The sequence below is a fragment of the Arthrobacter sp. T572 genome (genome assembly GCF_056780115.1).
Map to the genome: position 1 here is coordinate 354,342 of NZ_JBRAZQ010000002.1, position 23,606 is coordinate 377,947.

Annotated in this window: 24 protein-coding genes; 10 read left to right on the forward strand and 14 right to left on the reverse strand. The window is 65.7% G+C overall.

Features of this window, described 5'->3' with window-relative positions; translation table 11 throughout:
• Window positions 1-25: 25 nt before the first annotated feature.
• The gene (locus ACUYMZ_RS02830) at window positions 26-448 is read right to left on the reverse strand and encodes a helix-turn-helix transcriptional regulator (protein WP_426005487.1); all 423 of its coding nucleotides are present in this window, start codon (window positions 446-448) and stop codon (window positions 26-28) included.
• 26 nt (window positions 449-474) lie between these two features.
• Here ACUYMZ_RS02830 and ACUYMZ_RS02835 point away from each other — a divergent pair, with 26 nt between their 5' ends.
• The 3 genes from ACUYMZ_RS02835 to ACUYMZ_RS02845 all read left to right on the forward strand — a co-directional run bounded on the left by ACUYMZ_RS02835 (window position 475) and on the right by ACUYMZ_RS02845 (window position 4,625).
• Entirely contained in the window at window positions 475-1,101 is a 627-nt protein-coding gene (locus tag ACUYMZ_RS02835; protein WP_426005488.1) for an alpha/beta hydrolase, read from the forward strand.
• Window positions 1,102-1,505: 404 nt separating this feature from the next.
• Window positions 1,506-2,231, forward strand: a complete 726-nt coding sequence (locus ACUYMZ_RS02840; RefSeq protein ID WP_481602027.1) for an HAD family hydrolase — start codon at window positions 1,506-1,508, stop codon at window positions 2,229-2,231.
• Window positions 2,232-2,261: 30 nt separating this feature from the next.
• A complete protein-coding gene (locus ACUYMZ_RS02845) occupies window positions 2,262-4,625 on the forward strand; it encodes a glycoside hydrolase family 65 protein (protein WP_481602028.1) in 2,364 nt (787 codons plus the stop codon).
• 48 nt (window positions 4,626-4,673) lie between these two features.
• On the opposite strand, the gene ACUYMZ_RS02850 is transcribed toward ACUYMZ_RS02845, so the two are convergent.
• On the reverse strand, window positions 4,674-4,862 hold the full coding sequence (locus ACUYMZ_RS02850) for a YegP family protein (RefSeq protein ID WP_426005491.1): 189 nt from the start codon (window positions 4,860-4,862) through the stop codon (window positions 4,674-4,676).
• Window positions 4,846-5,268, reverse strand: a complete 423-nt coding sequence (locus ACUYMZ_RS02855) for a hypothetical protein (RefSeq protein ID WP_426005492.1) — start codon at window positions 5,266-5,268, stop codon at window positions 4,846-4,848. The genes ACUYMZ_RS02850 and ACUYMZ_RS02855 overlap by 17 nt, the downstream gene beginning before the upstream one ends.
• A gap of 219 nt (window positions 5,269-5,487) precedes the next feature.
• On the opposite strand from ACUYMZ_RS02855, the gene ACUYMZ_RS02860 reads away from it, so the two are divergent.
• Window positions 5,488-6,750, forward strand: coding sequence for an NAD(P)/FAD-dependent oxidoreductase (locus ACUYMZ_RS02860; protein WP_481602029.1), 1,263 nt, complete (start codon window positions 5,488-5,490; stop codon window positions 6,748-6,750).
• A gap of 4 nt (window positions 6,751-6,754) precedes the next feature.
• Here the strand turns inward: ACUYMZ_RS02860 and ACUYMZ_RS02865 are convergent, their stop codons facing one another.
• Window positions 6,755-7,567, reverse strand: coding sequence for a TspO/MBR family protein (locus ACUYMZ_RS02865; protein ID WP_481602030.1), 813 nt, complete (start codon window positions 7,565-7,567; stop codon window positions 6,755-6,757).
• Window positions 7,568-7,680: 113 nt separating this feature from the next.
• On the opposite strand from ACUYMZ_RS02865, the gene ACUYMZ_RS02870 reads away from it, so the two are divergent.
• Entirely contained in the window at window positions 7,681-8,202 is a 522-nt protein-coding gene (locus ACUYMZ_RS02870) for a MarR family winged helix-turn-helix transcriptional regulator (protein ID WP_426005496.1), read from the forward strand.
• Between the two features lie 9 nt (window positions 8,203-8,211).
• Here ACUYMZ_RS02870 and ACUYMZ_RS02875 read toward each other — a convergent pair whose 3' ends face one another.
• From ACUYMZ_RS02875 to idi, 6 genes are read right to left on the reverse strand one after another with little or no spacing between them, the layout of a single operon-like run.
• Window positions 8,212-9,468 (reverse strand): prenyltransferase, encoded by a 1,257-nt coding sequence (locus ACUYMZ_RS02875; RefSeq protein WP_481602031.1) that lies wholly within the window; start codon window positions 9,466-9,468, stop codon window positions 8,212-8,214.
• Window positions 9,465-9,824, reverse strand: coding sequence for a lycopene cyclase domain-containing protein (locus tag ACUYMZ_RS02880; RefSeq protein ID WP_426005498.1), 360 nt, complete (start codon window positions 9,822-9,824; stop codon window positions 9,465-9,467). The genes ACUYMZ_RS02875 and ACUYMZ_RS02880 overlap by 4 nt, the downstream gene beginning before the upstream one ends.
• On the reverse strand, window positions 9,824-11,500 hold the full coding sequence (gene crtI / locus ACUYMZ_RS02885) for a phytoene desaturase family protein (RefSeq protein ID WP_481602032.1): 1,677 nt from the start codon (window positions 11,498-11,500) through the stop codon (window positions 9,824-9,826). The genes ACUYMZ_RS02880 and crtI overlap by 1 nt, the downstream gene beginning before the upstream one ends.
• Complete coding sequence (locus ACUYMZ_RS02890; RefSeq protein ID WP_481602033.1) at window positions 11,497-12,402, reverse strand: phytoene/squalene synthase family protein; 906 nt, start codon at window positions 12,400-12,402, stop codon at window positions 11,497-11,499. Before ACUYMZ_RS02890 ends, crtI begins: the two co-directional genes overlap by 4 nt.
• Window positions 12,399-13,562 carry a polyprenyl synthetase family protein gene (locus ACUYMZ_RS02895; protein WP_481602034.1) on the reverse strand — a complete coding sequence of 388 codons (1,164 nt, stop codon included), beginning with the start codon at window positions 13,560-13,562 and terminating at the stop codon, window positions 12,399-12,401. Before ACUYMZ_RS02895 ends, ACUYMZ_RS02890 begins: the two co-directional genes overlap by 4 nt.
• Complete coding sequence (gene idi / locus ACUYMZ_RS02900; RefSeq protein ID WP_481602035.1) at window positions 13,559-14,125, reverse strand: isopentenyl-diphosphate Delta-isomerase; 567 nt, start codon at window positions 14,123-14,125, stop codon at window positions 13,559-13,561. Before idi ends, ACUYMZ_RS02895 begins: the two co-directional genes overlap by 4 nt.
• Before the next feature lie 87 nt (window positions 14,126-14,212).
• On the opposite strand from idi, the gene ACUYMZ_RS02905 reads away from it, so the two are divergent.
• A complete protein-coding gene (locus ACUYMZ_RS02905) occupies window positions 14,213-14,791 on the forward strand; it encodes a MarR family winged helix-turn-helix transcriptional regulator (protein WP_481602036.1) in 579 nt (192 codons plus the stop codon).
• On the opposite strand, the gene ACUYMZ_RS02910 is transcribed toward ACUYMZ_RS02905, so the two are convergent.
• On the reverse strand, window positions 14,785-15,603 hold the full coding sequence (locus tag ACUYMZ_RS02910) for a CPBP family intramembrane glutamic endopeptidase (protein ID WP_481602037.1): 819 nt from the start codon (window positions 15,601-15,603) through the stop codon (window positions 14,785-14,787). The genes ACUYMZ_RS02905 and ACUYMZ_RS02910 overlap by 7 nt on opposite strands.
• Window positions 15,604-15,768: 165 nt before the next feature.
• Here ACUYMZ_RS02910 and ACUYMZ_RS02915 point away from each other — a divergent pair, with 165 nt between their 5' ends.
• Window positions 15,769-16,803: an EAL domain-containing protein gene (locus ACUYMZ_RS02915; RefSeq protein WP_481602038.1), complete on the forward strand. Its 1,035-nt coding sequence runs from the start codon at window positions 15,769-15,771 to the stop codon at window positions 16,801-16,803.
• Between the two features lie 76 nt (window positions 16,804-16,879).
• Window positions 16,880-17,635, forward strand: a complete 756-nt coding sequence (locus tag ACUYMZ_RS02920; protein WP_426005506.1) for a ZIP family metal transporter — start codon at window positions 16,880-16,882, stop codon at window positions 17,633-17,635.
• Window positions 17,636-17,654: 19 nt separating this feature from the next.
• Here ACUYMZ_RS02920 and ACUYMZ_RS02925 read toward each other — a convergent pair whose 3' ends face one another.
• Together ACUYMZ_RS02925 and ACUYMZ_RS02930 are read right to left on the reverse strand one after the other, a co-directional pair.
• Window positions 17,655-19,469, reverse strand: coding sequence for a thiamine pyrophosphate-requiring protein (locus tag ACUYMZ_RS02925; protein ID WP_481602039.1), 1,815 nt, complete (start codon window positions 19,467-19,469; stop codon window positions 17,655-17,657).
• 19 nt (window positions 19,470-19,488) lie between these two features.
• Complete coding sequence (locus tag ACUYMZ_RS02930) at window positions 19,489-20,370, reverse strand: LysR family transcriptional regulator (RefSeq protein WP_481602040.1); 882 nt, start codon at window positions 20,368-20,370, stop codon at window positions 19,489-19,491.
• 68 nt (window positions 20,371-20,438) lie between these two features.
• On the opposite strand from ACUYMZ_RS02930, the gene ACUYMZ_RS02935 reads away from it, so the two are divergent.
• Window positions 20,439-21,299 carry an EamA family transporter gene (locus ACUYMZ_RS02935; protein WP_481602041.1) on the forward strand — a complete coding sequence of 287 codons (861 nt, stop codon included), beginning with the start codon at window positions 20,439-20,441 and terminating at the stop codon, window positions 21,297-21,299.
• On the opposite strand, the gene ACUYMZ_RS02940 is transcribed toward ACUYMZ_RS02935, so the two are convergent.
• On the reverse strand, window positions 21,296-22,297 hold the full coding sequence (locus ACUYMZ_RS02940) for a LacI family DNA-binding transcriptional regulator (RefSeq protein ID WP_481602042.1): 1,002 nt from the start codon (window positions 22,295-22,297) through the stop codon (window positions 21,296-21,298). The two genes, ACUYMZ_RS02935 and ACUYMZ_RS02940, sit on opposite strands and share 4 nt — an antisense overlap.
• A gap of 118 nt (window positions 22,298-22,415) precedes the next feature.
• Between ACUYMZ_RS02940 and ACUYMZ_RS02945 the strand changes: the two genes are divergently transcribed.
• Window positions 22,416-23,606, forward strand: coding sequence for a Gfo/Idh/MocA family protein (locus ACUYMZ_RS02945; protein ID WP_481602043.1), 1,191 nt, complete (start codon window positions 22,416-22,418; stop codon window positions 23,604-23,606).

The window sequence follows — 23,606 nt, forward strand, 5'->3', positions numbered from 1 at the left end:
CTGGCCGGCGCTTCTCCGATCCTGCTCAACTGGTGGCGGCTGTTTCGGCCTTCTTCCGTTCCGGCCGGGTGTGCTGCTTGGCGATGCAGGTGGGCATGGCCTTGACGGCCTGGTGCTCGCGGGAGCGGTATTCGCTGGGCGTCATTCCCACGATTTCGTTGAAGCGGGAGCTGAAGGAACCCAGGGAGGTACACCCTACTTCCATGCAGGCATCGGTGACGCTGGCTCCGGCGCGGAGCAGGGCCATGGCACGCTCGATCCGCCGGGTCATGAGGTAGTTGTAGGGGGATTCGCCATACGCCGCTTTGAACTGGCGGGAAAAGTGGGCGGGCGACATGAGGGCGCCGGCGGCCATGGTGGGTACGTCCAGCGGCCGTGCGTACTCGCGGTCGATGAAGTCCCGGGCACGCCGCAGATGGGCCAGGTTGGCCAGTTCCTGCGGTGTCATGCGGTCAGTCTACTAGGCTCGGGTCCATGGATTCAGTGGTTTGGTCGAAGCCTGAAAACGAGCGCGCAGGCACGCCGTTGCTGGTGATGATGCACGGCTACGGCACCAGTGAGGAGCGCATGGTGGAACTCTTTCCGCACCTGCCCAAGGAGTTCACGTGCGCCGCCCTGCGCGGGCCGATGGTGATCGGGGACCACTACGGCTGGTTCCTGCTGGACTACTTCCTCACCAACGATTTCGCCGATGTCATCACGTCGACCAACCGGGTGTTCGACTGGATCGGCTCGGTCAAGGGCAATCACAGCAGCGTCAGCCTGCTCGGCTATTCACAGGGCATGGCCATGGCCAGCACGCTCCTGCGGCTCCGCCCCCATGCCTTCAAAGCCACGGTGGGCTTGTCCGGGTTTGTGCTGGATAACGACCTCCTGGCCCTGAGCGAGTCCTTTGACACGCCGCCGCCGTTCTTTTGGGGCCGGGACAAGGCTGATCCGGTGATCAACGAGGACGCGATCGCCCACACGGAGGAGTGGCTCAATGCCAACGTGGCGCTGACGGCACGGACCTATCCCGGCATGGGGCACAGGATCGAACCGCCGGAGTTGGTGGACGTGAGCGCCTTCCTGCGCTTCTACGTGCTGAACGCTCCGGATTAGACGGCAAACCGCCGCCGGAAGCAATCTTTTTTTGCGATTCCCGTCACATACAGATGGCCGGGGATACTCTGTTGAATGACGAATTTGTAAGCGCTTACACTTTTGGCTTGCGGCTCCCCAACAGCCGGCAACAGGAACCGACGGCAGCGATTGGAGGCCGCACTCCATGCAGAGAACACCGTTAGCTGCATGTGCCCGCATGTATCCCGGGGGAATCTTCCATGGGACAATGGTCGTTGGCATCGATGACGGGCCCCCGGGGCCCGGGCGCAGAGCCGTCCAGTCCACCGCACCACCTGCGTGGCACGGCCCCCGGCAGCAGAACCCCAACACCTGCCCCTGAAAAGCCCATCGAACACCGAATAAAAAGATGCGCCCTGCGGCGCTGAAACGGACTTTTGCATATGACTGACCTCCATACTGCCTGGACCGGCGCTGCTGCGCTCCTGTTCGACCTCGACGGCGTGCTGACGCCCACCGCCGTGGTGCATGAACAGGCGTGGCAGGAACTTTTCGACGGCTACCTCGCCGAAGCCGGCCACCCCGCGGGCTACCGCGAAAGCGATTATTTCGACCACATCGACGGCAAGCCGCGCTTTGACGGGGTCCGGGACTTCCTGGCCTCCCGCGGCATCACCCTGCCGGAAGGTCCCCTGGACGACGCCCCCACGAGCGAAACAGTCCAGGGCCTCGGCAACCGCAAGAATGCGATCTTCAATGCGATCGTGGACACCCGTGGCGTGGACCCGTACCCAGGCTCGGTCAAGTTCATCAATGCAGCGGTGGAGGCGGGACTGAAGGTAGCGGTCGTGTCGTCATCCCGGAACGCTCCCGCTGTGCTGAAGGCCGCCGGACTCGACCACCACTTCGAGGTGGTGGTGGATGGCCAGGTGGCTGCCGCCGTCGGGCTTCCCGGAAAGCCGGACCCGGCAACGTTCACGTATGCCGCGTCGCTGCTGGGTGTTCCCACGGAGGAGTGCATTGTGGTGGAGGACGCCGTGTCCGGTGTCCAGGCCGGCAGTGCAGGCAACTTCCGGGCCGTGATCGGCGTTGACCGGGGAGCGGGCCGCCAAACCCTGCTCGATGCCGGAGCCACGCTGGTGGTGGACGACCTCAGCGACCTTCTCTGACACTACTTTTTCGAAGGACACCAAGAGCCCATGGCACTCATCAGCTCCGATCGGCTGCGCTTCCCGTGTGAACCGTGGAAGCTTGTGGAGAACATCCACGTCCCCGGTGACGAGGGGACGCTGGAGACGCTGTTCACCCTCGGCAACGGCCACCTGGGAATCCGCGGCGCACATTCGACCCGCGGCGACGGCGGACTTCCGGGGACGTTCATCAACGGGTTCCACGAGATTTGGGATATCAAGCACGCTGAGAACGCCTACGGTTTTGCGAGGACGGGCCAGCGGATCGTGTATGTTCCGGACGCCAACAACTTCACCGTGTCGATCGACGGCGAGGCCCTGAGCCTGGCCGAGTCCACGGTGCTCGACTACTACCGCAGCGTGGACTTTTCCACGGGAATCTATGAGGAAAGTACCACGTGGGCCTGCCGCTCCGGCGCCACCGTGACCACGGTGGAGCGCCGGGCAGTCGGGTTCGATTCACGCGGGTGCCTTGGCCTGGAACTGACGGTGAGCGCGGACCGGGATGTCTCTGCGGACATTACCTCGGCCGTGGTCAACCGCCAGGACCAGCCGGTGGAGGACCACTCGGTCCATGACCCGCGCCGCTCCGGCCGCCACGCCGGCCGTGTGCTCCTGCCTTTGCACCTGCAGGGCGCGGACGGGTCGCTGCGCCTGGCATGGGAAACCGCCGAGTCCCGCCAGCGGATTGCCGTAGCCGTGGACCACTGGATTTCCGTGGAGGGCCAGCCGTTCGAAACGGTGGTTGCCGAGGACGAGTCCTCGGTCCGGTACGTCCTGGCCATCAGCGACGCCGAGCCGTTCCGTTTGGAGAAGACGGCAAGTTACGTGGTAGCCGGTGCGGACGACGCCGATGACCGCGGCGAAAGCCTGGCCCTGGAGGCCGAGTCCCGGCTCGTGCAGTTGAGCGAGATCGTCGCCCAGAGCCAGGCGCACTACAACCAGTACTGGACCACCGCGGACGTGGCGATCGGTGGTCAGCCCGAACTCCAGCAGGCCGTGCGGTGGGGCCTCTTCCAGCTGGCGCAGGCAACGGCCCGTGCCGGAGTTGCGGGGATCCCGGCCAAGGGCGTGAGCGGTTCGGGCTACGAAGGCCACTACTTCTGGGACCAGGAGGTCTACCTCCTGCCCTACCTGACGTACACCAACCCCGAGGGCGCCCGGAAAGTCCTCGAGTCCCGGCATGCGATGCTTCCCGATGCCAGGGTGCGCGCCAAGGAGCTCAGCGTTGACGGCGCCCTGTTCCCATGGCGGACCATCAACGGCCTGGAGGCCAGTGCGTACTACGCAGCAGGCACGGCGCAGTTCCACATCGCCGCAGCCATCGCCTTTGCCGCCAACCGCTACCGGTGGGCCAGCGGCGACGCCGGGTTCACCGCGGAGGTGGGGGCTGAGCTCCTGATCGAGACGGCCCGGATGTGGGCATCCCTGGGGTTCTTCGGCAAGGACGGCATGTTCCACATCCACGGTGTCACCGGACCGGATGAGTACACCGCCGTGGTCAACGACAACCTTTACACCAACGTCATGGCACGGTTTAACCTCCGTGCCGCTGCGGAACTCGACCACCACGGCATCGCCGAAACCGAACGGATGGTGTGGCGGCAGGCTGCCGAGCGCATGTCGCTGCCCTATGATCCGCACCTGCAGGTCTTCAGCCAGGACAACGACTTCATGACGCTGGAGCCGTGGGACTGGAACACGCCCCGTTCAAAGTACCCGCTGCTGCTGAACTTCCACCCGCTGGTCATCTACCGGCACCAGGTGTTGAAGCAGGCCGACACGGTGCTGGCCATGTTCCTGCAGTGGCAGGACTTTACGGCGGAGGAAAAGCAGCGCGCGTTCGACTTCTACGATCCCATCACCACCGGCGACTCCACGCTGTCGGCCTGCGTGCAGGGCATCATGGCCGCCGAAGTCGGTTATGGCGATGTCGCGCTGAAGCACTTCACCGAGGCGCTGTTCATCGACCTGGACAATTCCCACGGCAACACGATCGACGGCGTGCACATCGCCTCCACCGGCGGCATCTGGAGTTCCCTGGTGTGCGGATTCGCGGGCATGCGGGACCAAGGCGAGGTGCTCCGCTTCGACCCCCGCCTGCCGTCCGAATGGGACGGGTTGTCGTTCCGCCTCAAGGTCCAGGGCAGGCTGCTCTCCGTAGAGCTGTCCCAGGGTTCCATCGCACTGGCGCTTGAACCCGCGGGGGGATACAGCCTGGAGCCGCTGGCCGTGGACGTCCGCGGCGAGCGCGTCACGGTCGGCGCGGACACCGTGACGGTGCCGCTGGACGCCGTGCCGGTCCCGCCGCCGTCGGTGTTTCCCAGTACCTTCCCGACGGCGGGACTTCCGATCATTGGCAAGCCCGCCTGATGCCATGGCCGGGTGAAACAGGCTCTGTTGCACCCGGCCACACCTTCCTTAGTGCGGTGAGGTGTGGTCCTCGATAAGGCCGCTCGCTGCGATTTCCCGCAGCGAGAAGATGCCCTTGGCGGCCTCTGCCTTGTCCTGGAAGCACATGGACAGCGCCAACTCCTGGCCGTCGGCGTCTACCAGGCGTACGCGGCAATCCCCGCCTGCGGCGTCGACGAGTTCAAAGTGGCCTGCCATGAGGGTGGCTCCTTTCACCGACAGCGGGTTGCGCCGCCGGGTTTGCCGGCGTCTTTGCCGGTTTACGTGCTGGTCCGCTCGCCGGGTGGGCTGCCTTGGCGGCCTCCCGGCGTCGCTCAAGTTCGCCCGTGATCAGGTCCAGGAGGGCTTGGGCGGGTTCGGACAGATGATGTGCTTCCGGCGAGCCAAGTTGGTCGCAATGGACCAGGACGTGGCGGATCCGTTCCAGTTCCCGGGTGGGAACCAGCGGCCATCGCCGGAAGAGTTGCCTGACTGCCATTGCTCCGAGCAGGGCATCGGGTTTGTTGGGCAGATCGTGCGGCCTGGTTGCTCCCCGTCGAGCAACAGGTGCAGCGAATGGTGCCACTGCGTGGGAGTACGTTGATTTGAGGGAATTGGGGGCCATTCGGACCTCCCCGGAAGTAGAGCGAAGGAAGCCGGCTGCGTGACTTTGAAATTAGCTTACAGAATGTGAGTTACGCCATGTCAATCATTACGCCGGGAGTATCTCCAACGTTTTCCCAGTTCAAAGCGTAATAAGTGGGAGTCGGCGTTCGGTTGGTTCCTGTGGGCGGGAAACCCGGGGGGCCTGTTACACGGCGCCCTCGTGCAGTAAGTTGCTCGCATGGACGACACCTATCAGGTCATCATTGCCGGGGCCGGGTTCGCCGGCGTTGCAGCGGCCAGGAAGCTGGGCCGCAAGGGCGTGCGCGTCCTGCTGATCGACTCCAACAACTACCACCAGTTCCAGCCCCTGCTCTACCAGGTGGCGACGTCCCAAATCGGCGTGTCCGCCATTGCCCGGCCACTGCGCTCCGTTTTTCGGCGCCTTAAGACAGTCAGGGTGGTCACCGCGCACGTGGAAGCGGTGGACGTCGCCGCGAAATCGGTCACGACCAGCGACGGCGACACTTTCCGGGGAGAGAGCCTGGTCCTCGCCTTGGGCGCCGTACCCAACTTCTTCAACACCCCCGGCGCGGAGGAACACGCCTATCCGCTGTACTCGGTCACTGATGCCACCAAACTTGGAACGGGCCTGACCCGGCTGCTTGATGAGGCGGACAAGAATCCCGAGGCCGACGTTGACGTGGTGGTGGTGGGCGGAGGCCCCACTGGCGTGGAAACTGCAGGGGCGATGGCCGAAAACGTCAAGTACGTGGTGGGCAAGTACTTCTCCAAGGACCTTGCTTCGCGGTGCCGGGTGCACCTGGTGGACATGGTTCCCACCGTCCTGGCCGCGTTTTCTGAAAAGTCGCAGAAATACGCCACCGCGCACCTCACGAAAGTAGGGGTGCAGCTCCACATGGGCGTAGGAGTCACCGATGTCCGTCCGGACGGCGTGACGCTGGCCGACGGCAGCCGCATCCCGGCACAGATCGTGGTGTGGGCAGGCGGGCTGAAGGCCGGCGCGGTGGTAGCCAACTCCGGGCTGCCGCTGGGGCGCGGGGGCCGCGTGGACGTGCTGCCCGACCTGACCGCCCCCAACGCCTCCGGAATCTACGTCTTGGGCGACGCCGCCAACATTACCGATTCCAAGGGAACCAAATTGCCGCAGCTGGGGTCAGTGGCCCAGCAAGCCGGCAAATGGGCGGCCGGCAACATCCTGGCCGACCTCACCGGAGGCACCCGCAGGCCCTTTGACTACGTGGACAAGGGGTACATGGCCATGGTGGGGCGCGGTGCAGCCGTGGCGGAAATCGGTCGGCAGCGCATCCAGCTGCAGGGGCCGTTCGCCTTTGTGTCGTGGCTGCTGGTGCACCTGGCGCTTCTCTCCGGGACCCAGCAGAAAGTCAGGGCGTTGTTCTCCTGGCTCAACGGATACCTCCTGCACAGCCCTGCCCAGGTAGTGGTCAGCGGGCCCGTGGACCGGAAGGAACCCAAACCCTAGGACGTCAGGCCCTCCGGCTGCGGACCGGGGCGGTTGCCAGGGCCACGCGGGTACGGACCAGGATGGCGGCTCCGAGAACCACGGCGGCCGCTGCGGCCGAGGCTATCGCGGTCGGGAACGATTCAGGCGCGTCTGCGCTGCGCCCCACGGTGATCCAGAGCAGGCCCCACGCGATGGCTGCAGCCAGGGCCAGCCGCCCTTGGCCCTTGACTGCCAAGGCAATCCCGACGGCGGCGACCACCACCAGCACGGCAATGGACCATACTTCCGGCCGCCACCCGAAACCGGAGAAACCCGCGGCCTTCAGGGCGGCGGCAATGTTGGCGCACACGGCCACGCTGGTCCAGCCCAGGTAGAGCCCCAGGGTGCCATCCACCACCACGGCTTCCGCCGGGGACGACGGGCGGCTCCGGCTGTAGCGGAGGAAGCACCCCGCCAGGACTGCCAACAATCCAACGATCACCAGCACGCTGGCTGCCAGCCATCCCGCCTGGACGGAGAGGATCCAGGCGGCGTTGAGGATCATGGACAAGGCCACCAGCCAGCCAAGTGCCCGCTGCCGTGGGTTGGTCCGCTGCGAAGGAAGCCACTGCCACACGGTGTACGCGGCAAGGCCCGTGTACACCACGGACCAGATGGAGAAGGCGGGCGTGGCCGGGGCCAGGAGCGTTGAATCCGCGGCCAAGGCACCGCCCGCGGCTTGAGCTATGGGCGTCCCGCCAAACACCCCGACCCCGATCATGGAGCCCACGATGCACACCGCCAGGCTCACTGTTACCGTGATCTGCCGGGCGGTGTCCGACCTTGTGATTGCCATGAGCCGTGCCTCTTTCCTGGTGGGATTGCCTGCGGTCTATGCGTTTGCCACGATTGGTGACTTACTATCAATTGCTAGGTAAACGAGCTTTAAGCTTCTTTGAAGGATCATGCATGAACGCGGACGCGCACGCGAAGGGCTACTGGTACGGGAAGGACCCGGGCCAAAAGGAGATTGCCGTTGGTGTCCTGAATGCGCTCCGGGATTACCGGACCTCGGAGCAGGCCATGCGCCGCCGCACCCGCTCTTCCATGCTGATGGGCGAAAAGGACCTGCTGGCCCTGCGGTACCTCTTTGAAGCCGAAGCCGATGGCCGGGTGATGAAGCCCAAGGACCTGGGCGAGCGGCTGGGCATAACCTCGGCCTCCATGACCACCTTGATCGATCGGCTGGTGGCGTCCGGCCATCTTCGGAGGGAACCGCATCCCACCGACCGGCGGGCCCTGATCGTGCGGCCGACACCCGCCTCGGATGAAGAAGTGCGCCATACGCTTGGCGCCATGCACCGCCGCATGCTGGACGTCGCAAGCTCGTTGACCCCGGAGGACTCGAAGGTTGTGGTGGACTTCCTGCAACGGATGAGCCAAGCCCTGGACACGGTCGATGAACCCGGCGAAGGGCACCCCGGGCATTAGGCGCGCCGGTCACGGGACCCTATTCCATTGCAGGATGAGGATCAGCGTGACCAGGAAACCTGAACCGTAATTGAGCCAGATGAACCGGCGCCACGCCACATTGGTGCGTGCCGCCGTCGAGTCCGTGACGTTCCACCATGGCGCACAGTTGAGGATGTACGGCAGGGCGATGACGGCCGCCAGCGGCCCGGGCCACGGTGTAGCCAGCATCGCCAGTCCGGCAAGGAGCCACAGTACGACGGCGGTCCGCACCGTGCGGCGGGCCCCGAAGACTGTTGCTATGGAGGCAATGTCCGCCTGCCGGTCGGGTTCGATGTCCTGGACCGCACCGAAGGCGTGCGCTGCCATGCCCCACATTAAGAATGCGGCCAGCAGGACCACCAGACCCGGCGTCATGGTGGCTCCCGCCAAGGTCAGGCCCACCACCGCGGGACTGACGAAGTGGGTGCTGGAGGTCATGGAATCCAGCACGGGACGTTCCTTGAAGCGCAGCCCGGCGGCAGAATAGGCCACCACCGCGAAGGCGCTGACGGCCAGGGCCAGCCAGGTTGCGGGTCCGCCCGCGAATCCCAGCACCAGAAGGAACGGAAGGTTGGTCACGGCGGCGAGCCACAGCATGGGCCGGTGCAGCCGGGGCTCAAGGAGCGCCCCCTCAATGCCGCCCTTGCGGGGGTTCTTGAGGTCGGAGGCGTAATCGAAGACGTCGTTGATCCCGTACATGGCCAGGTTGTAGGGAACCAGGAAGTAGAGGGTTCCTGCTACCAGCACCCAGTCAATCTCCCGGGTGGTCAGGAGCATGGCGGCCGCGAAGGGATACGCCGTGTTGATCCAGCTGACCGGACGGGAGGCCAGGAAGGCCTGGGAAATGAGGCCTTTGCGCGGGCTGCCGGAACCGTCTTCAACCGTGGACGTTCCCTGGCGTTTGCGGGTCAGCCAGATCCAGAGCCCGGGGAGGGCCAGGGCCGCCGCCAACGGATAGGCGAAATCCTCCACCGGAGCCAGCCCGATCCTTAACCCCAGGATGTGGCCGGGGTCGTAGTGGAAGAGTTCCATCCCGATCATGATGCTGTCGAACACCGCCGTCAGGACCACCAGGGCAGCGAAGGCCAGGCCGGCCGCCTTCCAATGCCTTCCCGCGTTCCCTGCATGCTGCCCGCCGCGCTGTCCATCGGTGGCAAGGCGTCCACCAGTGGCGTTGCGCGTCAACAGTACGCCCGCCGTCGCTGCCGCGGCGATGAAGGCGAGCGCAAGCCACAGGTACGTCATGCGTTCTCCCGTTCCTGCTCACGGCTCCTGGCCGGCCTGGCCTGCCTGGCCGCGAGGAGCCGTGCGGCGCCAGTATAAAGAATCATGGTGCACAGGACCAGGAAGGTGAGGAAGACGGGCTCCTCCAGGGGAAGCTCCGGGGCCAGGAGCACCCCGGTGGCAATCGCCCCTTCACCGCGGAGGAAGATGCCCAGCCCGATCCCGGCAAGGTCCCAGGCCAGCAGGAAAAGGACGCCCACGGCGGTCACGATGGATGCCGCGCGCGCGTCACGCCAGAAGAACAACCTGAAACGGTGGTCCAGCAGCAGCATGCAGCCGATTCCGGCCAACAGGGAAGCGAGGTAGACGAAGCCCATCAGCCAACTTTCCGTGGCAAGGGTACAGTCCGCCTGGCTTGGGTGGGGCCGGCGCTGTGGTCCCCACGGATCTTCTTCAACACCAGCTCGGCGCTGATGAGGCACATGGGTACGCCCACGCCCGGTGCCGTGGTGGCCCCGGCGTAGTAGAGGCCCCGGACTTTCCGGGAGGCATTCTGCGCCCGGAACATCGCGCTTTGGCCCAGGGTGTGCGCCGGACCCAGCATGCCGCCGCGCCAGGAATTGTAGTCGCGGAGGAAGTCACCGGGACCTGTGGTGTGCCGTACTACGATGCGCTCGCGGAGATCGGGGATGTCCGCCCACGCCGCTATCTGGTCGATGGCGGCGTCGGCGGCCTGTTCGATCAGGGGGTCGCCGCTGCCCTCCGGTCCGCCGGAACCGAGGGCGGGGTCGGCCGGGATGGGTACCAGGACGAAGAGGTTCTCGTGGTCCTGCGGTGCGACTCCCGGGTCGGTGGCGCTGGGTTTGCAGACGTAGATCGAGGCGGGATCGGGGATGGCTGGCCGGTCACCGAAGATCGCGGCGAAGTTGGCGTCCCAGTCGTTGGTGAAAAACAGCGAGTGGTGGGGAAGCTGCGGCAGCGTTCCCCGCACACCCAGCATGACCAGCACGGCGCCGGGCCCGCTGGTGCGCCGTTGCCACCAGGGCTGCGGGTAGCTGCGGTCGGTTTTGCCCAGGAGCGCGGTTTCAGTGTGGTGGAGGTCGGCTCCGGAGACCACCAGGTCAGCCACACTGAAGTGTTCTGCACCGTACCCGTCGCGCCATTTGACGCCGGTGACCTCGCGGTCCCGCCGGGGGAGAATACGACGGCGGCCCAGGCCGCCCAAATGTCCCTTGCCGCCTGGCCGGGGTACTTCGCGGGTTTCGATGTGGAATGCCTCGGCCCGGGTGTGTATACGGACGCCGGCGTCGAGGGCCAGGGCTTCCAGCCGCTCCACCAGGTGCCGGAACCCGCCCATGGGGTACTGCACGCCGTCGCCCAGGTCCATGGCGCTCATCAAGTGGTACATGGCCGGGGCATCGGCGGGATTGGTGCCCAGGAACACTGCGGGGTAGCCAAGGACCTGGCGCAGCACGGGATGTGCGAACCGTTGGGCCACGAACCGTTCCAGGGGAGTGGCCAGCAGACGGGCAAGCTCCGGGAGTCCCCTAAGGATCTCGGGGTGAAGCAGCGACTGGAGCCGGGTGAAGGGGTTGTAGAGGAAGAACCGTTCCGCCATGTCCGAGGTATTCCGGGCGGAGGCAAGGTAGTGGCCAAGGCGCCCGGAACTCCCGGGCTCCACCTGCTCGAACATCCGCATGACGTGATCGGTGCCCAGGGGGATGGTCAGCGGTTCCTTCCTGCCGCCGTCGTTCCCTGGTTCGCTGAAGACGCGGTAGGCCGGGCTCAAGGTCCGTAGGTCAAGTTGCTCTTCAGCGCTGGTGCCCAACAGTTGAAAGAAGTGGTCAAAGACGTTGGGCATCAGGTACCAGGACGGTCCCGTGTCGAAGCGGAAGCCCTGCCGGTGCAGCGAGCCCGCCCGGCCGCCCACCTGGTCCAGGCGTTCCAGGAGCTGGACTTCATGGCCTTCGCGCGCAAGAAGTGCGGCGGTGGCAAGCCCAGCGATGCCACCGCCGATCACTACTGTCCGGGTCGCCCGCGCTGCCCGGGTCATCCCCGGGGCTCCAGCCACGTGGCAGCCACGGCCCGGGCGGCGAGCCCGGCCTTGAACACGTCCGGCACGCGGACGCGGGCCTGGTAAAGCTCATCGACGCTGCTGTGCTCGATGCGCCGGGTCAGTGCCGCGAACAGTTCCAGGGCGCTGCGGACGGCCGCCCGGGCGTCGTGGGGCAGGAGCGGGATGACAGCCCTGGCATCGGCCAGTTGGGAACGGATGGTTGTGACCCACTCCATCCGGTCCTCGTCCTCAAGGTGGTCGGCGGTGCCGAGGTAGTTGCGGCCCAGGCGGACAGTGTCGTCGGAGAGGTCGCGGAGGAAGTTGATGTTCTGGAAAGCAGCCCCCAACCGGCTGGCGCCGTACTGCAGGGCCGCGGCATCGCCGTCGTCGATGTTTTGCCCGCGGATGAACACCCGCAGGCACATCAGCCCCACGACCTCCGCGGAGCCGTACACGTAGCCCTGGTGGGCTGCGGCATCGAATCGGAGCGGCGCTCCGGTGGACGCGGTCCGCCCGCCAAGGTCCGTGCGCATGGAGTCGAAGAACGGCGTGGTCAGTGACTGGTCGATTCCGGCTGCCCGGGCTGTCTGGGCGAAGGCGTGGATGATGAGGTCGCTGCTGTAGCCGATGGCCAGGGCGCGGTGGGTTTCGTCAATGAAATGGTCCAGCGCTTCCCTCTGCTGCTCGTGGCTCAGGCCGGCCTCTGCCGTGACGCCATCCACCAGTTCGTCGGCCACCCGGACCAGGGCGTAGATGTTGCGGACGTGCTGGCGGTGCCGGGGCCCCAGGAGCCGGCATGCCAGCCCGAATGACGTGGAGTAGGCCGCGATGACCTGGTTGGCGGCACGTTCGGCCGTGCGGGTGAAATGGGAGAACGAGGTGTCAACCATGGTGCTCAAGACTGCCGTCCTTCCAGGTGGCCGGCCAAATCGGCCAGGACGTTGCGTGCGTTCTGCGGGATCACGGTGGTTGCGCTGTTCAGCAGGTCATGGAACGCCTGCATCTGTTGGTCGATGAGGCCCTGCACGAACGCTTCCGCGCCGCAGTCCGAAAGCTGGCGGCGGACATGCTCGCCGTCCTCCAGAGCCAGCTCGGCCCGCCCGAACCATGGCTCGATGCCCGCCCAGACGCTGGTCATCCTGGCGTAGGCGATGATGGCGGTCTGCTTGCCTTCGCTCAGGTCGGAGAAGGGGTCCTTCCCGTGGCGGCTGGGATCCCCGAAGGTGGAGAGGAGATCGTCCTGGAGCTGGAACGCCAGTCCCAGATGCCGGCCCGCGGTTGCCAGCGCAGTTTCCACGGGCTGCTCCGCCCCGGCCAGGGCGGCAGCGGCGCGCAGGGGGAGTTCGAATGTGTAGGTGGCGGTTTTGTAGCCGCACATTCTCAGGATGGTTTCCAGGTCCGGGGAAACCACGCCGTCGCCCAGTCCGACGTCCAACTGCTCGCCGGCAACTGTTTCGTGGATGGTGTGTTCCAGCAGGTCCAGGAGGCGCACTCGGACGGGGTGCGGCAGGTCGGCCCGGGCGAACGCCTGGTGTGTGCCCGCCAGGAGCAAGTCCCCCATGAGGATCCCGCCGGTCTGGGCCCAGTGCAGGGCCGCGTGGCCGTGCTTGGTGATGGAGCGGGCGGGGAGGTGGGCACTGCCAGGGTGGTCCGGGCCGGCGAGTTGATCCGCACCCGGCAGATGATCAACCTCGGCCAGGAGCGAACCGATGAGGTTGGGCTTGCCGCGCCGGACCAGGTCGCCGTCGATCACGTCGTCATGGAGGAGGAAAGCGTAGTGGAGAAGTTCGACGGCGGCCGCGATACTGATGGCGGTTTGGCGCCTGCCGCCGGGGTGCAGGTCCGCTGGCTGCAAGGCATCGTAGGTCTCCATGAGCAGGAGCGGGCGTACGAATTTCCCGCCGAGGACGTTCCGGCCGGCCAGGGTCCAGAGCCTGGTGAATTCGGTGCCATAGTCCGCAGCGGCGCGGGTCCGCGCGGAAATCATGCCGTTGAGTTCATGCTCGATCGCATCGCACAGCCGTGTCCGGCCCCTGACTGCGCTGGAGGTGACGGTCATGCCCCGGCTCCAATCGACAGTCCCTGGAGTTCCTTGATTTCCTTTACCTCCAGCAATTGCGGGTACTGGAGGGCCATCCACGGGCTGAAGAGGGAGGGGGTCCGCTCGAGGGACTCGGCCAAGAGGCTTGGGCTGACCCACACGTGGTCTGCGACTTCCAGCGGGTTGGGGTTGACCGGTCCGCTCATGCGCGCGACGTACACCGGGCAGACCTCGTTTTCCACGATTCCGGAGGGGTCGACCGCCCGGTACCTGAAGTCCGGCAGGGCCACCTCCACCTTCTTGGCTTCGACACCGAGTTCGAAGTGCGCCCGCCGAAGAATGGCGTCTTCGAAAGCTTCCCCGGGAGCAGGGTGGCCGCAGAAACTGTTGGTCCAGACACCTGGCCATGTTTTCTTCTCCGGGGAGCGGCGGGTCAGCAGGATCTCGCCGGCGCCGTTGAAGAGGTAGCAGGAAAAAGCGAGGTGGAGGGGAGTCTGGTCCGTGTGGACGCCCGCCTTGGGAGCTTGGCCGATCGGAGCCCCGGCGTCATCGAGGAGAACCACCATTTCTTTTGTATTCATCCTGCCGCGCCCTTCTTCCAACACCAATATTGCTAGACAAGCTAGAAAGAAGACTACCATGTAGGAAGTTCGGTGTAACATACTTTCATGTCCAACCCGGAAGAAATTGACGCCACCGTTTCTTCTGCGATCTATCACCTGGACGCCAACGACCCCGGCCGTGAACTGGTGGACCGTGCCCGCCTTACGGACGCCGACATCCAGCAGATCAACCAGGTGATGGCTGCCTTGGGAAGGCTCCGCGACGCCGAGCAGCGGCTCTCGGAAGCCTCCATGAAGTACATGAAGCTCAACCAGTCGGACATGCGGGCGCTTCATTACCTGATCGTCAGTGCCAACAGCGGAGTCATCGCAACTCCCGGCGCCATAGCCGCCCACCTGCACATTTCCACAGCGTCCACCACCAAGCTGCTGGACCGCCTGGAACGCGCAGGCCATATCGTCCGCGAGGCGCATCCTTCCGACCGGCGTGCGCTTGCCATCTCCATCACGCCCGAAACTCATGAAGCCGCCATGCGGACCGTGGGCCTCAAGCAGGCCAGGCGTTTCCTGGCGGCCGCCCGGCTCTCTCCGTCCGAGCGCGCCACGGTAATCCGGTTTCTGGAAGACATGGCCGACGAACTCGGCGTTGGAAAAGACCCCTGGGCGCAAGGGGAGCATCAGTAGAGGAAGATGGGCAGCCACTCCCGGTTGTGGGCGTGGACGAGGGCCAGGAAAAGGACGAAGTCGAACAACAGGTGGACGGACACCACATACGTGAAGGACTTGGTCAGCTTGAAGGTGTAGCCCTGCAGCAGCGCAAAGGGAAAGGTCAACAGCGGCCCCCACGCCTGGTAGCCGATCTCCCACAGAAATGACGAGAAGACCACGGCCTGGAGCAGGTTGGCCAGCCAGTCCGGAAAATGGCGGCGCAGCAGAGTGAACGTGGTGCAGATGAAGAACAGCTCGTCCCAGATGCCTACGGTATTCACGCCAAGGAACAACCGCCAGAAGATCTCCGGGTCCGAGGCGTCGGGCCAGTTCCGGTAGACGCCGGTCCGGATCAGGTACGCGGGCAGGATGAAGTATCCGAGCGCAATGACTCCGACCAGGTACAGTTTGGCGGCCAGCGGCCACTTGCGCCCGGTATTGACCGGAAAGCGGATGATGTCCTCCCGGTAGGCATAGCGCGACACGACCCACGGAACCAGTACCGCCAAAGCCAGGGCGGTGCCCATGAGCGCCATGTGGCTGATGCTCAAGTCGGCGTGCAACGGCACCAGGCTGATGATCACCAGGCCGGCGACAATGATCGCCAGATGACGCAGGAGGGTACGGTCCACCAGGGCCGCCGTTGCCACGCTTGCGGCCAGCAGGCTGTAGCCCAGGGCATCATTTCCGAAGGCGAAAAGTGGTGGCGCTGACAGGGACAGCAGGGAAGCCGGAAGCAGCTTCCAGCCCAGTACAGTGCGCGGCGTTCCCGTTGCGGTTGGTGTCACCCTCCCAGCATGTCAGTGCGGGCCGCCGTAGTGCAGTGTTTCCGGCCGTACAGGTCCGGGGCGATTCATCTGTAAGATTCGGGACAGGAGATTCGTGACCCGGCGCACATGCCTCGGGTCAGGTCTGGCTCTTGCCAGCGGGGGACACACACAAAGGAATAATCAATGGCTCAAGAAGCGGGCTCTGACGAACTGACCATGCGCGGGCAAGTGGTGGACATTATTGGTGCCATCCTTGCGGACACCGAACTCCGTGGCGAAGAGTCGCGGAACAAACTCCGCCGTCTCGTGGAAGCCCATCCGGGCAATCCCGAGGCCGCCCTCCTGGAGCATCTGATCGAGACGCGCGAGGCAGCCGAGGCTGAGCGCGAGGTGCCGGTGGAACAGGCGTCCGCGAACCTCCACCTGGAGTCCTCCGACAACGCCCAAACCGTGGCTGTTCCCGTGAGCCATGCTGTTCGCGAGGACATCCAGGCCATCCTGAAGGACAAGCTCCTCCTGACGGCATTCCAGCCGGTCCATGCCCTCCCCGGGGGCGAGGTGGTGGGTGTGGAAGCGCTGACCAGGTTCGTGGGTGTAGATGGCGCAGGAGCGGATGTCTGGTTCCGCGAGGCCGAGGAGGCGGGACTCGGCACGGAACTCGAGATTGCCGCACTGCTGTGTGCCCTGACAGCCGCCAAGGACGTTCCCGAGGACATTGCCGTAGCGCTCAACCTCACCCCCGCAACCTCCAGGGATCCCCGGGTGCGCAACCTGCTGGCAGCGTCGCCACTGGCACCTGAACGGATCATCATCGAATTGAATGGCAGCCTGGCCGGAGCGGGAGTCCACTCCAGTGACGGCCTGGGACCCCTGCGGCGGCTGGGTCTGCGGATCGCCGTCAGCGCTTCCGGGGCCGGGTACGTGTCCATGGACAGGCTTGAAGAGCTCAATCCGGACATCATCAAGCTGGACCGCCATTTGATCGAAGGCATCGGGTCCAGCGACGGCCAGAAGATCCGTGCCCGCGCTGTGGCGGAGCTTGCGCGTGAACTTGGGGCCTTCGTGGTGGCCGAGGGCGTGGAAACCCCGGAGGAACTGGACGAAGTGACAGCCTTGGACATCACGGCTGCGCAGGGTTACCTCCTGGGCCGGCCGTCAGTGCACCCCCTGGATTGGTCTGCGTGGAGCATCAAGGCGCAGGCTCAGCCGGCCCAATAACGGTGGTTCCCGCGGCCCAGAGGTTGTAAGTGTGCTTACCATACTCTGGTTGATCTGAAACGGGAGGCCGGGAACCATGCCGATGTGGCTGCAGGCGCTGATGTGGGGAACTGTGGCAGGCGGGGCGTTGGTTCTGGGTGCCGCGGTTGCCTGGATCTGGAAAGTGCCGGGCAAAGTCGTCTCCACCATCATGGCCTTTGGCGCCGGGGTGCTGATCTCTGCGCTCGCCTTTGAACTGGTGGACGAGGCAGTGGAAGGCGGTGGGCTGGTGCCCACCGTGGCCGGTTTTCTGGTGGGCGCCCTGATTTTCGTAGGCTCCAACGTGCTGCTGGCCAAGGCGGGGGCCAGGCACCGGAAGCGTTCGGGCGGTCGCCAGCCCTCGGAAAAGGATTCGCCGGGCAGCGGCACGGCGATCGCCGTTGGGGCGTTGATCGACGGCGTCCCGGAGTCCGTGGTGCTGGGTGTCGGGTTGCTGGCATCCGGTACGGTCAGTCCCGCCATGCTGGCCGCCGTCTTCATCTCCAACGTCCCGGAGGGCCTGTCCAGTACAGCAGGGATGAAGAAGGCGGGGCGAAGCCCTGCCTACGTCTTCGGTACCTGGGGCGGAATCGCGGTGTTCAGCGGGCTTGCCTCACTGGTTGGCTACACAGCCCTGGAAAGCGCTCCCGATGCCCTGATCGCGTTCATCACGGCGATTGCCGCCGGCGGGATCCTCGCGATGCTCGCCGACACCATGATTCCCGAGGCCTTTGAAGAGCACCACAACCTCACCGGCCTGACAGCCGCCGTCGGATTCCTCACGGCCTTCACCGTGCACCACGTGGGCGGCTGACCGCCACGGTCAACCTCGGTCAGCTGTGGTTCCGCAGCCGTTCCTCGCCCTCCGCGTACAGATCCAGGAGCTTCCGGGCGTGGGTGCCGTCCGCCCCTTCCTCCGCGAGCGCCGAACGCATGTCGTCCAGCTTCTGCGCTCCTGCAGGGAAGGGCGGAAGGAGGGGAACGTTGGGGTCGGTCAGTACTTCCAGTACGGCGGGCCGGTCGGCAGCAAGGGCCTCCTCCCAGGCCGCGCCGAGCTTCGTTGGGTCATCCACGCGAAGGCCCTTCAGGCCCAGCAGTTCCGCATAGCCGGCGTAGTCGAAGCCGGGGATTACCTGGCTGGCAGGAAAGCGCGGTTCGGCTTCGGTTTCGCGCTGCTCCCACGAGACTTCAGCGAGGTCGCGGTTGTGGAAGACGCACACCACGAACCGCGGATCGGCCCATTCGCGCCAGCGGTGGGCCACGGTGATCAGTTCGGCGACGCCCAGCATCTGCATGCCGCCATCGCCGGCAAGAGCCACCAGCGGCCGGTCCGGGTGGGCGAGTTTGGCGGCCAGTCCGTAGGGGACGGCGCAGCCCATGCTGGCGAGCGTTCCGCTCAGGTGCGCCGGAACTCCCTCGGGGAGGGTCAACTGCCGCGCGTACCAGTAAACGCAACTTCCGACGTCGACCGCCACCTGGGCGTTGTCCGGAAGCCGGCCGTTAAGTTCGCGCACCACCAGTTCCGGGTTGACCGGGCTGGCGGCGATCCCGGCGCGTTCTTCCGACAGGGTCCGCCAGGCGCGGACCTGATGCCCGACGTCGGCACGCCACTGGGCACGTTGGCTCTCTTTGTCCTGTTGCAGGGCTTCGAGCCGGACCGACAACTGCCGCAGCGTCTCCGCGGCATCACCCACCAAGCCGGTCTCCACCGGGTACCGGTTGGCGATCTTGCGGCCGTCGATGTCGATCTGGACCGCCCTGGCCTGGCCGGGCTTGGGATAAAACTCTGTCCAGGGGTCGTTGGAGCCGACGATCAGCAGGGTGTCGCAGTTTTCCATCAGGTAGGCGCTGGCGGTGGTGCCGAGGTGGCCCATGGTGCCGGCGGCGAAGGGAAGGGTTTCATCCACATACGGTTTTCCGAGGAGGCTGGTGGTGATGCCGGCATTGAGCTTCTCCGCAAGATCCACCACTTCCTTCCGTGCGTTGCGGGCGCCCTGGCCGACCAGCAGGGCAATCCGCTCTCCGTGGGACAGGATCCCGGCTGCGGCGTCGAGCTCCTGGTCCCGGGGCATCACGCGGGCCGGATGCCAGACCGGGGCCGTGACCACGATGCCGTGTTCCGGCTCGAGCCCGGGTGCGCCGGCGGTTTGTACGTCGTGCGGGACAATCACTACGCACGGTGTCCGGGTTTCCAGGGCGGTGCGGAAAGCCCGGTCCATCAGCATGGGCACTTGCTCGGGGGAGCTGGCCAGCTGGGCGAACTGCGCGGCAACGTCCTTGAAAAGGGTCAGGAGGTCTATCTCCTGCATGTAGGCAGAGCCCAGTACGGTCCGGCTTTGCTGGCCGATGATGGCGACCACCGGCACCCCGTCCATTTTGGCGTCGTAGAGGCCGTTGAGCAGGTGGACCGCGCCGGGACCCTGCGTTGAGGTCACGACGCCCACACCGCCCGTGTACTTGCCATGTCCCACGGCCATGAAGGCAGCGGCTTCCTCGTGCCGGGCCTGGACGAACTCCACTTCACCCTCGGCACGGCGCAAGGCCCCCATGAACCCGTTGATGCCGTCTCCGCTGTATCCGAAGACCCTGTTGACACCCCACGCTGTGAGGCGTTCCACCATGAGATCCGAAACTGTTCGCTGCGACATGAGGCTATGGTAAGCATGCTTATCTATCCGCTGGCGAGTACAAACCCTTCAGCAGTTCGATGATCGCCTCCAACTCCCGGGGCTTGTCTCGTCCGGTCCAGGCCGCATGCACGGGAACGGGCGGCGCGTCGCGGACAGGGCGGTAGGTGACGCCCCGCCGTCGATATTGATGCGCGGTGGAGGCGGCGGTGATGCCTCGTGCCGCACCGCTGCCGATCACCGTGAGCCAATCGTCGGTGTCGTTGATGGGGATCACCTCGGGGGGTCCACCCTGCGGGGGCCATAACTCGAGTGTGGTGCTGCCGGTGCGTTGGTCCATGGCCACAGGCAGCGTCGCGATCTGCGCCAACGTGACTGTCCGCTTGGAGGCAAGGGGATCGTCGGTCGACATGGCGCAGTAGCGCTTCTCCTCACCTATCAGGACATGCTCGACGGCGGCGCCTGGTGGCAGGCGCCGAAGGATCGCCATGTCGGTGGTTCCGTCGGTCAGCCCGCCGCTGGGTGTGTTGGACCGGACCAGTTGCAGTTCGGTGTCCGGGAAACGCCCCTTCCACAGTTTCTGGAACTCCGTGGTGTGCTCGCCCAGGGCCGACCAGGCGTAGCCGATCCGGATCTTCCCGGTGCCGGCGCGGGCGTCCCGTTCAAGGTCCGCCAACAGGCCGAGGATCCGGCGCGCGGTCGCTGTCGCCCGCTCGCCGGCTGCCGTGAGGCCTGCACTCCTGGTGGTCCGTCGCACCAGCTGTGTCCCCAGTGCCAGCTCAAGTGCTGCGATGTTCCGGGAGACTGCTGCCTGGGACATCCTCAGTTCAATCGCAGCGTCGGTGAACGTGCCTTCATCCACCACCGCCAGCAGGCACCGCAGTTGCCGCAGTTCCACATCCATGCGGCCCATCCTATTCATGCATCCAGCGTATAAATAGGGTGGCTTATGCATTTAGCGGATGGGCCTTCCGCGCGCAGACTCTCCCCATGACCGAAACGACTCCATCAGCAGCTGCGGGCAAGGCCGGCGGAGCAGCCACGCTGGTGGCCAGTGCCCTCTCCAACCAGCTCGGAGCCGCGACGGCTTCGCTGGCGTTTCCGGTCATCGGGCCGGTGGGGGTGGTGGCTGTCCGCCAACTCGTGGCTGCGGCCGTGCTCTTGCCCTTGGTCCGGCCACGCCTGCGGGATCTGGCCTGGCGGCAATGGTGGCCGGTCCTCCTGCTGGCTGTTTCCTTCGGCACCATGAACCTCGGCCTGTACGCGTCAGTCCAGCGGATCGGCCTGGGCCTGGCTGTCACGCTGGAATTCCTGGGGCCCCTCGCAGTGGCATTGGCCAGTTCGCGGCAGAAGACCAGCGCCCTCTGTGCGGTGGCTGCTGCGGCGGGTGTCGTGGCCATCACCAATCCGGAAGCATCCACGGACTTCGTGGGCATCGGCTTCGGACTGGTGGCTGCGTGCAGTTGGGCGGCCTACATCCTCCTCAACCGCGTGGTGGGCCAAAGAACCCAAGGCATCCAAGGCACAGCTGCCGCCACGGGAGTATCCGCGACGCTCTTCCTGCCTGTCGCCGTCGTGATTTTCCTGAGCCAGCCCGTGGATGGATTTACGGTTCTGTGTGCGGTGGCCGCCGGGATCCTGGCTTCCGTGCTGCCGTACGTGGCGGACCTGGTCGCGCTGCGCAGGGTACCCGCCAGCCTGTTCGGCATCCTGATGAGCATCAACCCCGTGTTCGCGGCAATCATCGGAGCGCTCGCGCTGCGCCAGGAGCTGGCGCCCGTCCAGTGGGTGGGCATTGGGCTGATTGTGGCAGCGAACGCGGGGGTGTTGCTGCTCAGGCGCTCGCGTTAGGCCGGTGCATCGCCGGATGAGCCCCGCACCTGCAACTGCGACGGAACCTGGTGCAGTCGCGCCGGCAGGTCCGGCGTGCCGAGGCGTTCCAGGATGAACTTTCCTGCTTCGACGCCCACGGCGAGGTTTCCGTTGTCCACCGAGGTCAGGGAGAGGTGCCGGATCTTGGCCAGGTAAGTGTTGTCGTAGCCCACCAGGGAAAGGTCTTCGGGAACGGAGAGGCCAAGATCGTCGGCGGCGGAGAGGGCGCCGATGCAGGCGATGTCGTTGTAGGCGAAGATGGCGGTGGGACGTTCCGTTCCCGCCAGCAAGCGGCTTGCGGCGGCGTAGGCACTTTCCTCGGTGACTCCGCCGGTCAGCACCACCGGCTTGCATCCGGCATCCACCATGGTCCGCTCAAAGGACAACCGGCGCAGCCTGCCCACTTCGCCCGGCCCTTGGAGGTGCGCGATGTGCCGGTGCCCCAGCGCGAGGAGGTGTTCGGTTGCTTGCCGCGCGCCGGCGTCGTCATCATTGACCACAATGTCGACGCCGTCCAACATCGGTTCGCGGGTCCCGGCCAGGACCACCGGGATGCTTTGCGCCGCCTTTTCGATGGCCGCCGACTCCGTGGTGGTTCCCACCACCACCAGGCCATCGATCCGTTGGTCAAGGAGGGTCTCCACAGAGCTGCGGCCCACCCGGTTGTCCGTGTACGAGTCGGCCAGGACGGGCGAAATCCCGGCCGCGTGCAGCGATGCGGTGAGACCCTCGAGGAGTTCCACAAACCAGGGGTTGCGGATGTCGTTGAGCATCACGCCGATGGTCCCGCTGCGGGGCCCGGACAACCGCTGGGCCAGGCGGTTGGGCCTGTATCCGAGCTGGTCCATGGCTTCCAGGACAGCACGACGGCGGCCCTCGCTGACGTTGGCGGATCCCTGGAGGACCAGGGACACCAGGGATTTGGAGACGCCTGCGGCGCTCGCGACATCGCGGATGGTGGGTTTCGCGGCCGGCATGCAGTGTCTCCTCTCGTCCAGCGCTCCGCAACCAAGCTTAGGGGCTTGACGCTGGAGGTCCGTCACAGCCATTATGGACCGGTCCAAGTAAATTCCAAAGAGTCAAAGAGGATCTCTCATGAGTGCACCGAACACGCGGCAGCTGGTGGCCGGAATGGTAGGAGGAGGGCCCGGCGCGGACATCGGCAAGACGCATCGTTACGCAATGCGCCTGGACGGCCACTACGATCTCCGGGCCGGTATTTTTGGCCGGGACCCTGGTAGCTCCCGGGAGATTGCCGCCGGGCTGGGCATTCCGGAAGACCGGAACTACGCTGACATCCGCGACATGGCCCGCGCCGAGGCCGCCCGTGAAGATGGCCTTGACCTGGTGGTAGTGGCCACGCCCAATGACAGCCACTTCACGATCGCCCGGACTTTCCTGGAAAAGGGCATCTCCGTGGTGTGCGAAAAGCCGCTCACCCAGGACTCCGCCACCGCCGCCGAACTCGTGCGCATCGCCGGGGAAAACAACGCCATCCTGGCCGTTCCGCACTGCTACTCGGCTTACGCGATGGTCCGCCAGGCTGCCCGCATGGTCCGCAACGGGGAGCTGGGCTCGATCCGGTTTGTCGACGTCGAGCATGCCTCCGGCTGGGCGGCGACAGCCCTCGAAGAGCTGGACCACAAGCAGGCCAAGTGGCGCACGGATCCGGACGTCGCCGGTTTCCCGAGCGTCGTCGGGGACCTTGGCACCCATGCCTTCCACCTGCTCCGCTACATCACGGGCCTGGAAGCCGAGCGCCTGTCCGGCCGGCTGCAGACCTTCGTGCCCAACCGTCGCGTCTTCGACAACGCCACCGTTGAACTCGAACTCACCGGCAACGTCCCCGCCCGCGTCTGGGCCAGCATGGCGGCGACCGGGCACAACCACGGCCTCCGCATCCGCGTCTACGGCGAGAAGGGCAGCCTCGAATGGCAGCACGAGGATCCGCACCACCTCAAGGTCCAGGACCTCGCCGGCGCCGCCACCATCCTCACGCACGGCCTCAGCACACTGCACGACGACGCGTCCCGGCTCACCCGCGTGGGCCTCGGCCACCCGGAGGGCTTCCTTGAAGCCTTCGCGAATTTCTACTCCGACCTCGCCGAAGTGCTGCGTGCCCGCCGCGACTCTACGGCCCTGCCCGGGCGTGAACTGACCTTCCCCACCGGGATCGACGGCCTGATCGGTGTGCAGTTCGTCGAGGCCGTCGCCGCCTCGCACCACGATGATTCCGCGTGGAAAGTCCCCGCATTCGCATTCGCCTCACAGAAAGCAGTAGCCTGA

What these genes read in the sequence shown, in the direction of transcription:
- ACUYMZ_RS02830 (WP_426005487.1), bottom strand. Translation starts at nt 448, where the DNA reads ATGACACCGCAGGAACTGGCCAACCTGGCCCATCTGCGGCGTGCCCGG.
- ACUYMZ_RS02835 (WP_426005488.1), top strand. Translation starts at nt 475, where the DNA reads ATGGATTCAGTGGTTTGGTCGAAGCCTGAAAACGAGCGCGCAGGCACG.
- ACUYMZ_RS02840 (WP_481602027.1), top strand. Translation starts at nt 1,506, where the DNA reads ATGACTGACCTCCATACTGCCTGGACCGGCGCTGCTGCGCTCCTGTTC.
- ACUYMZ_RS02845 (WP_481602028.1), top strand. Translation starts at nt 2,262, where the DNA reads ATGGCACTCATCAGCTCCGATCGGCTGCGCTTCCCGTGTGAACCGTGG.
- ACUYMZ_RS02850 (WP_426005491.1), bottom strand. Translation starts at nt 4,862, where the DNA reads ATGGCAGGCCACTTTGAACTCGTCGACGCCGCAGGCGGGGATTGCCGC.
- ACUYMZ_RS02855 (WP_426005492.1), bottom strand. Translation starts at nt 5,268, where the DNA reads ATGGCCCCCAATTCCCTCAAATCAACGTACTCCCACGCAGTGGCACCA.
- ACUYMZ_RS02860 (WP_481602029.1), top strand. Translation starts at nt 5,488, where the DNA reads ATGGACGACACCTATCAGGTCATCATTGCCGGGGCCGGGTTCGCCGGC.
- ACUYMZ_RS02865 (WP_481602030.1), bottom strand. Translation starts at nt 7,567, where the DNA reads ATGGCAATCACAAGGTCGGACACCGCCCGGCAGATCACGGTAACAGTG.
- ACUYMZ_RS02870 (WP_426005496.1), top strand. Translation starts at nt 7,681, where the DNA reads ATGAACGCGGACGCGCACGCGAAGGGCTACTGGTACGGGAAGGACCCG.
- ACUYMZ_RS02875 (WP_481602031.1), bottom strand. Translation starts at nt 9,468, where the DNA reads ATGACGTACCTGTGGCTTGCGCTCGCCTTCATCGCCGCGGCAGCGACG.
- ACUYMZ_RS02880 (WP_426005498.1), bottom strand. Translation starts at nt 9,824, where the DNA reads ATGGGCTTCGTCTACCTCGCTTCCCTGTTGGCCGGAATCGGCTGCATG.
- crtI (WP_481602032.1), bottom strand. Translation starts at nt 11,500, where the DNA reads ATGACCCGGGCAGCGCGGGCGACCCGGACAGTAGTGATCGGCGGTGGC.
- ACUYMZ_RS02895 (WP_481602034.1), bottom strand. Translation starts at nt 13,562, where the DNA reads ATGACCGTCACCTCCAGCGCAGTCAGGGGCCGGACACGGCTGTGCGAT.
- idi (WP_481602035.1), bottom strand. Translation starts at nt 14,125, where the DNA reads ATGAATACAAAAGAAATGGTGGTTCTCCTCGATGACGCCGGGGCTCCG.
- ACUYMZ_RS02905 (WP_481602036.1), top strand. Translation starts at nt 14,213, where the DNA reads ATGTCCAACCCGGAAGAAATTGACGCCACCGTTTCTTCTGCGATCTAT.
- ACUYMZ_RS02915 (WP_481602038.1), top strand. Translation starts at nt 15,769, where the DNA reads ATGGCTCAAGAAGCGGGCTCTGACGAACTGACCATGCGCGGGCAAGTG.
- ACUYMZ_RS02920 (WP_426005506.1), top strand. Translation starts at nt 16,880, where the DNA reads ATGCCGATGTGGCTGCAGGCGCTGATGTGGGGAACTGTGGCAGGCGGG.
- ACUYMZ_RS02925 (WP_481602039.1), bottom strand. Translation starts at nt 19,469, where the DNA reads ATGTCGCAGCGAACAGTTTCGGATCTCATGGTGGAACGCCTCACAGCG.
- ACUYMZ_RS02930 (WP_481602040.1), bottom strand. Translation starts at nt 20,370, where the DNA reads ATGAATAGGATGGGCCGCATGGATGTGGAACTGCGGCAACTGCGGTGC.
- ACUYMZ_RS02935 (WP_481602041.1), top strand. Translation starts at nt 20,439, where the DNA reads ATGACCGAAACGACTCCATCAGCAGCTGCGGGCAAGGCCGGCGGAGCA.
- ACUYMZ_RS02940 (WP_481602042.1), bottom strand. Translation starts at nt 22,297, where the DNA reads ATGCCGGCCGCGAAACCCACCATCCGCGATGTCGCGAGCGCCGCAGGC.
- ACUYMZ_RS02945 (WP_481602043.1), top strand. Translation starts at nt 22,416, where the DNA reads ATGAGTGCACCGAACACGCGGCAGCTGGTGGCCGGAATGGTAGGAGGA.